Origin of the sequence: Parabacteroides goldsteinii DSM 19448 = WAL 12034, from assembly GCF_000969835.1 — a bacterium.
GTDB classification, from domain to species: domain Bacteria; phylum Bacteroidota; class Bacteroidia; order Bacteroidales; family Tannerellaceae; genus Parabacteroides; species Parabacteroides goldsteinii.
The window spans coordinates 2325832-2339497 of record NZ_KQ033912.1 but is presented as its reverse complement, the minus strand read 5'-3'; the positions used below and the strand labels follow the sequence as shown (position 1 = coordinate 2339497).

The window sequence follows — 13666 nt, the reverse complement described above, 5'->3', positions numbered from 1 at the left end:
CTAAAAACGATACGAGCATGAACAAGAGACTATTTCTATCACTGGCAACACTTCCATTATTGGGAGCAGCCGGGCAAGCCGAAGCGGCCAAACCGCAGGACCGGCCGAATATTATTCTCTTCCTGGTAGATGATATGGGCTGGCAAGATACTTCCCTCCCTTTCTGGAAGGAAAAGACACATTATAATGAAGTATACGAAACGCCTAACATGGAACGCCTTGCCCGCCAGGGTATGATGTTTACCCAGGCTTATGCTTCCAGCATCAGTTCGCCGAGCCGTTGCAGCCTCTATACCGGTATGAATGCAGGCCGCCACCGGGTAACGAACTGGACGTATCCCAAAAACAAATCGACAGACCGGCAAAGCGATGTGCTGGAATTGCCGGACTGGAATGTAAACGGTATCTGTGAGGTCGCAGGCATCGAACATACTTACCAGGTCACCTCTATGGCTCAAATACTGAAAGATAACGGTTATCATACCATCCATTGCGGAAAAGCCCATTGGGGAGCGGTAGACACACCGGGAGAGAACCCGTATCATTTCGGATTCGAAGTAAACATTGCCGGACATGCCGGCGGCGGCCTTGCCAGTTATTTGGGAGAAGCCAATTTCGGTAACCGAACAGACGGTAAGCCGAATCCCTGGTTCGCCGTTCCGGGCCTGGATAAATACTGGGGAAAGGATATCTTTATCTCGGAAGCCCTGACACAGGAAGCTACCAAAGCACTGGATAAGGCGCAACAATACGATCAGCCGTTCTTCCTTTACATGTCGCATTATGCCATTCATGTCCCGATAGATAAGGATATGCGTTTCTATCAGAAATATATCGACAAAGGACTGGGAGAGAAAGAAGCCGCTTATGCCGCCCTGATAGAAGGAATGGACAAAAGTCTGGGCGATATCATGGATTATCTGGAGAAGAACAAGCTGGCGGATAACACGATCATCATCTTCATGTCCGACAACGGCGGTCTGGCTGCCGAACCGGAATGGCGCGACGGCAAACCTCATACCCAGAACTCCCCGCTGAACAGCGGTAAAGGTTCCGCTTACGAAGGCGGCGTTCGTGAACCGATGATCGTCAGCTGGCCGGGCAAGGTACAGCCGCAGAGCAAATGCGATAAATACCTGATCATCGAAGACTTCTTCCCGACCATCCTCGAAATGGCCGAAATAAAGAAATACGAGACTATCCAGCCAATAGACGGCGTCAGTTTCATGCCGCTGCTGACCAATACCGGCGATCCCTCCAAAGGGCGCAGCCTGTACTGGAACTTCCCGAACCTCTGGGGCAACACAGGGCCGGGTATCGGAGCCACCTGCACAATCCGCCAGGGTGACTGGAAACTGATCTATTATTATGAGACAGGAAAAAAAGAGTTATTCAATATTCCCGACGATATAGGCGAAAAGAATGACTTGTCCGCTTCCCATCCCGACTTGATAAAGAAACTATCCAAAGACCTGGGCAAACAATTACGAAAGATGGAAGCACAGCGTCCGTCGTTTAAGGCAACGGGTAAACCTTGCCCCTGGCCGGACGAGATATAATTTTTAGCAGTTATTCCTGCACTCTTTCAATATTATATCCTATCTTTGCCTGTAACAAAATTATTTAACTATGAAGAACAGGCATAAGACAAAAAGAATGTCCATACCTCTACAGGTACAACAGCTACAGAAAGAGGAAGCGAACATTCTCAAAGAGTTTGGAAAATATCTATTGGATATATCGAAACTAGTAATCGGAGGTGCTGTAATTACTACTGTTTTACAACTCAATACCGATAAAATTTTGGTGATAACAATAGCTGTTAGTATAGCAATTCTTTTATGTATTGCAGGGTTTTTAGTATTAACCTATAAAAAGAAATAAATATGGAACCTGCTATATTTTTATATCTCCTTTTAGGTGCGATTGCCATAGGAATTATTATTTTTGTTAAAACTCCAGCAGGCAAACGTTGGCTAGACAAATATAGTTAACTGGCAAATAAGATTCCAGGCACGGATCACACGATCTATTATCGCATGTGCTCCGTGCCTGATTATTTATATAAACCTCTCCCTCTTCTGCAAATTCAGCAACCCGATCATCATCCACACAATACCACCTATCAAAAGGAAAATACGGTTCTTGACGATCAACCCTTCCCAGATTACCGGCAGGAAGTTATCAGGTACTTTAAAAGGATTCAGGAGGATATTCCAGAATGAACGTTCTATTATTTCCATCTCGCTCGTTATCAGAAGGAGAATAGCCAGGATAATCGTAAACACAGCCGTGCCGTTGCCACTGCGGGTGATGGTGGAGAGCATAAAGGCCAGATTCCCGAAAAAGACAAGGGGGAACATCAACTGGACAGACATCTCGAACGGATTGACCGGATATAACAATAATGTAGCCAGATAAGAAAAAGCCACCAGGATAAAGAATATAGCGACATAAATCATCAGCAGGCGTACTCCCCAGACTTTATATTTGTAGTCAGGGATACCGAAAAGGATTTCCAGTATCCGGTTATCCTCATCATTCTGGATGCCGAATACGGCAGGATAGAATACCAGCAGGACACAAGGGAACATCAAAAGGTTATAGATCAGTCCTTCGTTGATCTCCGCCCTATTCCAGGCAGCCTGGAACATGAAATAGGCAAAGAATGCGAATGCCGCCAGCAAGAACCAAATGAACTTGCCGGCGAAGATGATCTTCAGGTTATATTTTACCACCTTGGGTAATAAAGGTATCAATTGCTTTATCGTCATAACTATCTTTTTACAACATTAATCTACCACTTGAGTCTCGCATCACGCCTGAGATTAGCAAGAAACTCATTGTCCGCTTTTCCCTTCCATATTTTTCAGCAAGCAGAGATAAGCATCTTCCAGGTTCGGCTCTACTTCTACGGCTCCCTCATAAGGCGAACCGACAGACAGGTAACGCACCTGTATCGTATCTCCATCCTGTATATGATGGACCACCATCGTTTTGTCCAGCACCTGTTCGAACGACTCACGGTCGATATGGAACTGCCAGACCTTACCGGTAGCCATATCCACCATATCGGTCGGATCGCCGAAGTATTTCAGTTCGCCTTTGTTGATAACCACCACCTGGCTGCATGAACTGGAAATATCTTCGATAATATGCGTGGAGAAGATCACGATACGGTCTTTACTCAACTCTACCAGCAGGTTACGGAAACGGATACGTTCACGCGGGTCGAGACCGGCTGTTGGCTCATCCACCACCAGAATACGGGGAAGATGAAGCAGGATGAGGGCTATACCGATACGCTGTTTCATACCGCCGGAGAAAGAACCGATCTTGTCGTCTTTCCGTTCGTACATATGAACTGCTTTCAACACATATTCCAGACGTTCTTCCCTCAGCTTATTATCGGTAAGCCCTTTCAGGATCGCCTGATAATCGAGAAACTCCCAGGAAGACATATTCTCGTAAGTTCCGAACTCCTGCGGAAGGAAGCCGATCAGGCTCTGCAATTCCTCCCGGTAAATGCGGGTATCCAGTCCATTAATCCAGATGCTGCCGTAACTCTGTTCCAGGATACCGCAGATAATACGCATCAGAGTTGATTTGCCGGCGCCATTAGGTCCCAGCAAACCGAACATTCCCGTACGGATCTCAAAAGATACGCCTCGCAAGGCTTTGAAAGGCCTGCGCTGTTTCCCGATCAACGGAATCCCTTTGACCATACGGAACCAGGAGCGGCGAAGTCCGGCCAGCCGTCCTTTGATACGTTCTATATTGACATTCTTTTCATACAAGTATTGCGAAGAAACATATACGGCAATACAGAAGGCCCACAGAAGGCCCACAACGGAAATCAGTCCGGTATTATCCATCTTCCGGAACAGAATAAACAGGATGATCGGAGGAATACTCCAGAATATCAGACGGTTTATATATTTCACCCGCTTATTTTCCCCGAAACGGTAGAACAGGTATTGACGGACCTTCCGCCACAGATAAAGGATCGTGGCATAGATGGCAAACGACAACAGGAATATCCACAGCCTGTTATTGATGAAGAACCAGGTGAAATACATACCGAAAAGCAACATACCGAACTGCCACAGAACGTTGACAAAATCTTTCAGCGAACGATATTCATTGCTCAGTCCCAGATGCCGGCGGATATTCAGGCCGCTATTCCACTGACGGCTGATACGTCCCGGCCAGTCGTATATCTTCACCAGATTGCGGACAGAGATATGTATATCTTCCCCGGGATCGATTACTTTCGAACGGGCACGCCTCAAACTGGTCTGAGCAAAATAAGTCACTCCCGGAATACCGAAAACCAGAAGAACCATGTAAACAGACTGCCACAGCATCCCGTCGGCATACAACCAAATACCAGCAACCCCCAACAGGAACAGTACCAGATGGAATATCCAGATTTTACGGGACAGGCCCCGATACCACTGCAAGGTATTCTCCAGCCCCATACAAACAGTCGGTATCAGGATCAGCGTCAGCAACGCAGAGAATGTCAACCCGCCGATCACCGTAATGGCAAACGGCGCACCGATAGCACCGGCATATTCCGAATCGCCCATCGCCAACGGGAACATGGCGACAATTGTCGTTATCGACGTAATCAGGATCGGACGGATACGTGACAAGCCAGCCGTCATCAATGCCCTGTTACGCCTGTAGCCTCGTTTGCGAAGGATATTGGAATAGTCGATCAGGATGATACCGTTATTCACGACCACGCCCAGCAGGATCAGGAAACCGGTCAGCGTATTCGCATTCAACAGGCTATTGCTTGTCAGCAACAATGCCAACAAAGAACCGATAGCAGCCAGCGGTATCGAGAAAAGCAGGACGAAAGGCGTCACCAGCGATTCAAAGACAGAGGCCAGTATCATAAAGATAAGGATGAAAGCTGCCAGTATCAGGAACTTAAAGTCTGCAAACTCATCTTCTTCATGGAACACCTCCACAGCAACCCCCGACGGCAGATTATAATTGGCAACCAACTGGTCGATATCCGAGCGATATCCCTCGAGCAGGTCTTTCGACGATTGCACGTCTTTGGAGAAATTATAGAACACCTCTATCTGTTTATCCTGGTTGACCCGCATGATACGGGTACGTCCCCGGCCATAATTGACAGAGGCCAGGTCCTGCAAATCATGCAGTCCGCCGTTGGCATTCTGTATCTGTACGCGGCGCAGGTCATCGACGGTTTTGTCTTTCTTTTCCGTCTCTGCCTCTTCTTCTTCGTTCTCTTCGTCGCCGGGGATATCGTTACGGATGATAATATCGTAGGTATCCTCCCCGATCTTGAAAGAGGTGCCCGAAGAATACTCCGGATTAAGCGCCGCCAGCCCGGAGGAAATATTGGCACGGGTAATCTCGTATGAAGTCAGCAGGATCGGATCGAAATCGAGGTGGATTTCAGGCTGCCGGCGGTTGTAGGAGACGCGCGAACCACGGATAAACTCCTGTTCATCGAGGTAATAGCGGAAATCTTCAGCTACCAGTTGCATCACATCGAAATCGGAGCCTTTTATCACGATCCGTTCACGGTTCTCACCGATACCCAGCAGGCGCATGAAATTGCCCAGGCCAGCCATAGCTCCTCCTCCTGCGCCACCTCCGCCGCCGCCACCCGACATCGATTCCTCCACGGAGATTTCCGCTCCCTGGATATTGGATACGGTGGCCTGCACCGTGGCTTTATATTCAGCCATTTTACTTCCCGCCTTCTTCACAAAGTCATCGGTGAAGTTAAGCGTGAGGACGGCATTCTTTTCATTTATACGACTGATCAAGTCTTTCCTGCCGGGAAAACTGTCCAGGCGCGCTTCGATCACCTTCACCAGTTTATCCGCATTATCGAGCGTACTGCCCGTCGGCATCGTCACATAGATATTGATACGGTCGGTATTCACATCTTTCATCTGCTGCACATTCATGTAGATGGAAAGGATCAGGGTGACGAACAGGACGATGATCGCCCCGAAAATCGTTACTCCCGGATTCCGCATACATGTTTTCAGCAAAACCAGGTAGACCTGTACAGGACGCTGTACAATCGAAACCTTTTCATAAAAGACGCTCTGCCCGTTTTTCTTCCTCAGCAGCAGGTAAGTTGCCATCGGGATGAACAGCAGGGCGACAAACAAGGAGATGGTCAGGGTAGAGATAATCGAAACACCGACATGATGCCCGATCAGCTTGATCATAAAGTTGTCGGAGAAAACGAAGGGAAGGAAGACCGTCACCGTCGTCAGCGTAGCCGCCACGATAGAACGCCATACCTCCTTTGTACCCTGTGTAACGGAACGTTCGGGCGTACAACCGGAAGCCGAAAGGCGGTAGATATTTTCAAGCACCACCACACTATTGTCGAGCAGCATCCCGATAGCCAGCGCCATCCCCACCAGCGTCAGACTGTTGATCGTTATACCGAAGGCATAGAAGAAATTAAATGCCGTATAAACGGATATAGGGATTGAAAGGGCAATAAAAAATACCAGCCGCAGGTTCTTCAGGAACAGCCAGAGAATCAGTATGGCCAGCAGACCGCCCACCAGGGCGAGATTGATGATCTGGTCGATATTATTCTCCATTGTCTCGGCCGTATTCTCCTGCACCACCACTTCCACCTCGAGATAAGCCAGCTTCTCGTTCAGCCGGTCGATAGCCTCGACGGCCCGGTGCGACAAGTCGATCAGGTTCGCCTGCGAATCGCTCATCAAGGCAACCGATACCGCATCTTTTCCGTTCACACGGCTATAGGAAGTCTCTTCCTTCAGGTCGAAAAAGACGGTGGCTACATCTTTCAGCAGCACAGGACCGGGGGCGACCACGATATTCTCCAGGTCGGACACCTTCGAATAGAGAGCATTGACATGGATAAAGTATTTGCTGTCCGGTTCATTGGCAAAACCGACAAAGGCCTTATCCTGCGTGTTCTGCGTCAGCAGGCCGCTGATGGAAGACGGCGTCAGGTTCAACGCCTTGCAAGCCTCGGGGTTGAGGCGTATCTCAATCGCTTTCTCCCGGCCGCCGTAGATATTGACGGAAGCAACCCCGTCCACATTCTCCAGGTCGGAACGAATCTCCTTATCCACAATATTACGTACCCTGTCGACACCGCCCGAACCGCGCACCTGCAAAACCATAAAGTTATTGGCCATCTGGCCGACATCGACCTTCTGCAACTGCACATTGAAGCCGTCGGGGAAAGTGGCTGCCAGTTCGTTCACCTTCTCCTGTAGACGGAGGGAGGTGATCTTGAAGTTCACCGTGTTTTTGAAATCTATCTGTATGGTAGACTGGCGGCTGTCGACGGTGGATTGTATCTTATCCACCCCTCCGATCGAACTGATCGCCCCTTCAAGCGGAATAACGATTTCCGATTCCACGTACGAAGGGTCCATGTCCTGCTGGGATGAAACCTGTACGAACAGCATCGGCAGTTCGGCATTGGGCAATAACTCCACCGGCAACTGCTTATACGACACATAACCGAGCATGGTCAGTGCGATAAACAGCATACAGATCGTTATTCTTCTATGTAGTAAAAAGTTCATATTCTTTTTTTTATATATTACACCCTGTAAAATACCTTCGTATCGTGCGCCGGGACTTTGCAGGCCTGCAAAATGCTTTCGCATCGTGCGCCGAGGCTTTACACGTCTGCAAAATGCTTTCGCATCATGCGCCAGGACTTTGCATGTCTGTAAAACGTTTTCGCATCATGCGCCGGGACTTTACACGCCTGTAAAACGCTTTCGCATCATGCGCCGGCATTTTACATTATTTGTTCCCTCTATTCCAGCTATTCTTGAGTCTTTCCAACACATAATAGACACATGGTATCACCATCAAACTCATCAAAGTAGATGTCACCAACCCTCCGATCACGGCAATAGCCATCGGCGAACGCAACGAAGCACCTTCGCCAAAGCTGAACGTCATCGGGAGCAGGGCAAGTATCGTAGTGAGCGTTGTCATAATGATCGGACGGATACGTTGTTGTCCGGCCTGTACGATGGCATCTGTCAAGCCGGTTCCGTCTGCTTTCAGCTGGTTGATACGGTCTACGAGGATGATCGAGTTGTTCACCGCGATACCTACCAGCATCACGATACCGATCACTCCCATCATATTGATCGTCGTGCCGGTCAGGAAGAACAACAGGATAGCACCTACCACCGCCAACGGGATCGTCAGCAGGATCGTGAAAGGATGCAGCAACGATTCGAACTGGGAAGCCAGCACCATATACACCAGGATGACCGACAGGGCAAGGGCAAACAGCAGACTGTTCATCGACTCCTGACGCTTCTCCTCTTCTCCGGTTACCGTAACCGAATAGTTGACCGGCAGTTCGATGCCTTTCACCGCCTGACGGATTTCTTCCGCCACCTTGTCCAGTGACTTGCCGGCATCCATATTGGCCATTACCTTGCTGATGCGGTTCTGGTTACGCCGGTATATTTCTTTCGGGGCCTGCGATTCACCGAAGGTGGCTATCTCACGCAGGCGGAACTCCTGTTCGCCATTCTTGATAACCAGGTCGCCCAGGGCACGCAACGGAATATCAGGAACCTTGATGACGATGTCGCGCATCTCTCCGCGATATTCCATCTTTCCGGCTTCTTTCCCGCTGAGTTGTTGTTTCAATTGTTCGATGACGGTCGATACACTCAGGTTGTTGATACCCGCGATCGTCCGGTTGATAGAGATCGTTATCTCCGGAGCACCGTCTTCAATGGAAGATACAATATTATAGAGTCCCGGTACCTCCTGCATCCGGCTTTTCACTTCTTCCGTAATATCGGCTATTTCATCCAGTTCTTCCCCTTTCACTTCAACAACGATAGGGGCACCTTCGCTACCCAGTAACGAGCTGAGAGAATTTTCCTCCTGTTTGATGGTCAGTTCCAGTCCGTCGGGATTCTCCGCCGTATGGACAAACTGCTCGATAACAGCCTCGGGAGCTACCCCGCACTCGGAGGAAAGGACTACTTTCATCATTGCCGTGTTCTCTCCTTCGAAGATGGCATTCTCCGAACCGCTACCCTCGCCGATATGGCTGTAAACGGTCAGCAGGCTATCGCCCGTAATGGTATAAAGCAATTCTTCCAGGTTCGCCACCGCCGAAGAAGTACGTTCCAGCTTTGTCCCTTCCGGCATCTTCACCACAACAGTAAAAGCCTTACTTTCCATGCGCGGCATAAACTCCGTCCCAATGAAAGGAAGCAGAAAAACCGTCAGCACCATCAACCCGACTGCCGCCGAAATAACAATCCAGCGATGTCCGATCAGGCTACGCAACAGATGGCTGTACCCTAATAACTGAATACCTCTTCCAGCCTCATTACCTGCTTCTTTTTTAGCGTCCGATGGTATCCGGCTCCCCTCTCGAGAGGGGGCAGGGGGTGTGTTCATCAACCTATCATACAACATCGGTATCACCAAAATAGCCACAAACAACGACGACACCAGCGAGAACGTCACGGTCCAGGCCTGGTCCTTAAACAATTCCCCCGAAGCTCCATGCAGGTAAACGATCGGCAGGAAAACCACAATAGTCGTCAGCGTCGAGGCAATAACAGCCCCCGCCACCTCCGACGTTCCCCTGATAGCCGCTTCACGTATGGACAACCCTTTCTCCTGGTTCCGGAAGATACTTTCGATAACGACAATAGCATTATCCACCAACATACCGGCTCCCAGAGCCAATCCTCCGAGCGTCATAATATTCAGCGTAAGCCCGTTAAAGAACATCAGGTTGAAAGTAGCGACAATCGAAATAGGAATCGCCATACTGACAATCAGCGTCGTCCCGAACCGGCGAAGGAAAACGAACAGCACGACAACCGCCAGGACGATACCTAGCACGGCACTGTCTTTCACCTCCCCGATCGCATTCTTGATAAACGTCCCCTGGTTGGTTATCACTTTAAACTGATAACCAGGCAACGCCTGTTCGATAACACCCAGCTGGCGGGATACACCGTCCACCACCTTCACGGTGTTATAACGCATTTCTTTATAGATCGAAAGTCCTATGCTACGTTTGCCGTTGATACGGACGATATTGTCGGGGCGGGCATTTTCAAAAGTTACGGTAGCGACTTCCCGCAAGAAAAGCGGAGCCTTGTCGCCCGAAGCCGTTGCCGTACCGGCGGAAGCATTCGTGCCTGTTTCCTGTTTAGCCACCTGTTTATAACCGACTATCAGGTTCTCGAAATCCTCTTCCGAACCGAACAGACTGGAACTTTTCACCAGATACTGCAAGCCCAGTTCACTGACACGGCCTCCCGATATGCTCTGATTGTTTGCTTCGATACGCGAAGCGATATCTTCTATCTTCAGACCGAAAGCATCGAGTTTATAAGGATCGGTGCGGATCGTCAGGGTACTCTCCTCCTGTCCCGACAGCGTCACCTCGGCAACGCCTTCCAACCGGATCAGCTCGTTGCGGATATAGCTTTCCGCCACCTTCCGGAGCTCCGCCATATCGGTTATATTCTGATGGGACATTCCGATCAGGATAACCGGTGACTGGTTCGGATCATGTTGCGTGATCTTCAACTCGGTGATATCTTTATTCTGGGCAAACGGATTCATTGCTTTCTGCAAGTCAAGGAAAGCCTCATCCATATCTTTCGTCCAGGTATATTCCACTGTGATACGGGCCGAACCGGCTTTAACAACCGACGAAACTTGTGTGACATCGCTCTGACGGATAGCCATCGACTCCATGTTCTTCACAAACTGTTTCTCGATCTCTTCCGGCGGACGCTCGCCGGCCTTCAACTCGATGAACAGCCGGGGATTATTCAGGTCGGGCAGCAGGTCGACACTCAGCTGGTCGTAGGAAATCTTTCCCAACAGCAGGATGGCCAGCACGACCATACAGATAGTGACCGGATTGCTTACCGCAAATTTGACAATGTTCTTCATAATGTTCCAATATTATCAGATATAAACTGTCCGATTATTGACCGGTTGTACCTGGCTCCCCTCTCAAGAGGGGAATTGGTTACTCCCGTTACTACAAACAGATAGTTCACCTTTTTCTATTTCTGTACTTTCACTTTACTGTTCTCCTTCAATGTTTCAAAGCCTTTGGTGACAAGGTTGTCGTTTTCGCGAAGGCCTTCCAGAACCTCGATATTGTTCTCGTCTTCCATTCCGGTCTTGATATTCCGCAGGATAGCCGTATTCTTATCCACGATAAACACAAATTTGCGGCGACGGTTGGATTGTACCACGTCTTTCGGAATGATGATAGCGCTGTCGGCCCTGTCAACGACGATATCCGCCTTGACGAACATTCCCGGACGCAGTTTCAGGTCATTGTTCTGTATCATCACTTTTCCCTTGAATGTGCGTGTTTCCGTACTGATAGCCGGCGAAAGTTCGCTGATTACTCCCTTCAATGTATCTTCCGGCAATGTATAATGCGTAATAAATACAGGCTGATCCGATTTGACATAACTGATGGCACTTTCCGGCAGGTTGACATCCATGTACATCCGGGCATAATCCATAATACCCACCATCGGTTTCCCCTGTTCTACCCGCACATCAGTCGTGTAATGAGGCAGATCGACAATAACACCGTCGAAAGGAGCCTTTATATTCATCTTCTCCAGATTGATCCGGGCATTCTCGAGGTCATAACGGGCATTCGTCACTTTCACTTCGGTATTACGCATTTCGCTCAGGGTCACACCGCCTTTTTCATAAAGGGCTTTCTGTTTCGACTGTTCCTGTTCTGCTATTTCCAGACTCAATTCCTTGGCATCTATGGCAATACCGTTCTCATATTCCTTATCTTCCAGATGGATAATCAACTGTCCTTTAGAGACCAGGTCGCCCAGTTTGAAAGGTCTTCCTGTCTTCGGGTTGATCTGGAGTTTGTACAGACCGCTCATTTCCGAGTTAAGATCGACTCCATACGTAGGCTGTGCCGTCCCGGTCGTGTTAATCAGTTTACTGATAGAACCTTTTTTCAGTTCCGTTACCGAAACCGGTGTGGCTATATCGCTGGGAGGATTCTGCGGCTGATTGTTACAACCGGTTGTTACTATGGCAAATAATACAAAAGATACAAAGGTATGACTATACTGTTTCATGGCTGATTATTTTTCTGATATAAAGTCTTTCATCGGAACGATCGGAGCATTCAGCTCAAAGTCGTACAGGGAAAGTATTTTAAGATTCAACAATTCGATCTTGTAATTGATCAGGGCTTGTGTATAAGAGATCTTCTTATTCGACAACTGTGTCTGAAACTGACTCATTTCCATTCCGGTCAGATCGCCTTCACGATAACGGGTCAGGTTCAGATCGTATGTACGTTGTGCATTCAGCACGTTCTGTTCGGCAATCTCTATCTGTGTCCGTAAGTTTTCCAGGCTACGCCATACTTGGCGGATATTCAATTCGATATCGACTTTATCTTCATGGAAATCGAGTTTGTTGATATTCTGGGCCACTTTCTGCGCACGGACACGGGCTTTCTTTTCTCCCCAGTCGAAGATGGGCACCGTAAAGCTGATTGCCACCCGCGGGTTCTGTGTCGGGTTTTCATAGATATTCTGAAAACGTTTGTTGTCACCTATCAAACCAAAAGAGAGTGAGATATCTCCCTTAAATTCATTCAAGGCCTTCGTCTTGATCATATCGAAACCAAGTTCATCACTTTCAATTTCCCGCTGGCGAAGCTCCAGGCGCGATTGCAGACCGTGATCTATCGCTTGCCGGAGGTTAACATCGATCGGTTTGATATCTATCTCGGCAAAAACCATCAAGTCGTCATCCAGGTTCATACCCAATGCCTGTTTTAGTTTATCTTTTGCATTCTCCAGGGAGACTTGCTGTTCTTCTACCGAAGAGCGGGCGGTTGCCAGGTTCAGTTCCGCCTGAAACAGTTCGTCTTTGGCTGACAGATCAGCTTCCACCTTATTCTTTATAATATCGTAGCTTTGCTGGGCATTCACCAATTCTTCGCGGGTAATAGCCAACTGACTTTGCGCCATATAAACACTATAGAATTGATTGGTGATGTCTTTTTCGGTATTCAAGCGTTGGAGAGCATAGCTGATATGGGCATTCTCGTAATCATACTCGATCTGTTTCAACTCCATCTTTCGCTTATTGTAAGTAAAGATTGGTTGCGAAAGTTGCAGATAGAGGTTGTTGTTAAACGCCTTATTACTATTCTTGTCACCGTCGATATTCGAATTATTATCCTGCCAGCCGAACGTATTGATCAACGAAATCTCACCATCCGTCCACAAGATAGGCTGGTCCACCCGGAAAGTTCCGCTGGTACTGAGTTTTTCGTTTGTATACCATTGCGACAAACGATTGTCGAAACTCCTGTTCTTACTATAATCCAGGGGATTCAGGTTCAGTGAGAATTTGGATTTAAGGGAAGCCCGCTGGGCTATCAGCGTTTCCTGATACCGGTCCAGGTTCATGTGCGAACGGCGCAGGGTCGGACTGTTCTCTTCTGCTATATCCAATGCCTTCTCGATGGTCAGTGACAGTTGTCCGTGGGAAAACAGAGGGATTCCCGACAAGAGAACAACCACAAGGATCATCTTTTTCATCCATACTAACTCTCTTTGCATATAAGTAGACTGTTTTA

Annotated in this window: 7 protein-coding genes; 2 read left to right on the top strand and 5 right to left on the bottom strand. The window is 48.5% G+C overall.

Annotated features, from left to right (window positions below; translation table 11 throughout):
* Positions 1-17: 17 nt before the first annotated feature.
* Entirely contained in the window at positions 18-1559 is a 1542-nt protein-coding gene (locus tag HMPREF1535_RS08615) for a sulfatase (RefSeq protein WP_009860432.1), read from the top strand.
* Positions 1560-1629: 70 nt separating this feature from the next.
* Positions 1630-1884, top strand: a complete 255-nt coding sequence (locus tag HMPREF1535_RS08610; RefSeq protein WP_009860433.1) for a DUF6722 family protein — start codon at positions 1630-1632, stop codon at positions 1882-1884.
* Positions 1885-2060: 176 nt separating this feature from the next.
* Here HMPREF1535_RS08610 and HMPREF1535_RS08605 read toward each other — a convergent pair whose 3' ends face one another.
* From HMPREF1535_RS08605 to HMPREF1535_RS08585, 5 genes are all read right to left on the bottom strand, one after another.
* Positions 2061-2774, bottom strand: a complete 714-nt coding sequence (locus tag HMPREF1535_RS08605; RefSeq protein WP_009860435.1) for a hypothetical protein — start codon at positions 2772-2774, stop codon at positions 2061-2063.
* 66 nt (positions 2775-2840) lie between these two features.
* Complete coding sequence (locus HMPREF1535_RS08600; protein WP_046146471.1) at positions 2841-7583, bottom strand: efflux RND transporter permease subunit; 4743 nt, start codon at positions 7581-7583, stop codon at positions 2841-2843.
* Positions 7584-7809: 226 nt separating this feature from the next.
* Positions 7810-10968 carry an efflux RND transporter permease subunit gene (locus HMPREF1535_RS08595; protein ID WP_046145873.1) on the bottom strand — a complete coding sequence of 1053 codons (3159 nt, stop codon included), beginning with the start codon at positions 10966-10968 and terminating at the stop codon, positions 7810-7812.
* A 116-nt stretch (positions 10969-11084) separates the two neighbouring features.
* Positions 11085-12146: an efflux RND transporter periplasmic adaptor subunit gene (locus tag HMPREF1535_RS08590; RefSeq protein ID WP_009860438.1), complete on the bottom strand. Its 1062-nt coding sequence runs from the start codon at positions 12144-12146 to the stop codon at positions 11085-11087.
* A gap of 6 nt (positions 12147-12152) precedes the next feature.
* Entirely contained in the window at positions 12153-13649 is a 1497-nt protein-coding gene (locus tag HMPREF1535_RS08585; protein WP_009860439.1) for a TolC family protein, read from the bottom strand.
* Between the last annotated feature and the right edge of the window lie 17 nt (positions 13650-13666).

Coding starts and splice junctions, on each gene's coding strand:
- HMPREF1535_RS08610 (WP_009860433.1), top strand. CDS start 1,630: ATGAAGAACAGGCATAAGACAAAAAGAATGTCCATACCTCTACAGGTA.
- HMPREF1535_RS08590 (WP_009860438.1), bottom strand. CDS start 12,146: ATGAAACAGTATAGTCATACCTTTGTATCTTTTGTATTATTTGCCATA.
- HMPREF1535_RS08600 (WP_046146471.1), bottom strand. CDS start 7,583: ATGAACTTTTTACTACATAGAAGAATAACGATCTGTATGCTGTTTATC.
- HMPREF1535_RS08595 (WP_046145873.1), bottom strand. CDS start 10,968: ATGAAGAACATTGTCAAATTTGCGGTAAGCAATCCGGTCACTATCTGT.
- HMPREF1535_RS08605 (WP_009860435.1), bottom strand. CDS start 2,774: ATGACGATAAAGCAATTGATACCTTTATTACCCAAGGTGGTAAAATAT.
- HMPREF1535_RS08615 (WP_009860432.1), top strand. CDS start 18: ATGAACAAGAGACTATTTCTATCACTGGCAACACTTCCATTATTGGGA.
- HMPREF1535_RS08585 (WP_009860439.1), bottom strand. CDS start 13,649: ATGCAAAGAGAGTTAGTATGGATGAAAAAGATGATCCTTGTGGTTGTT.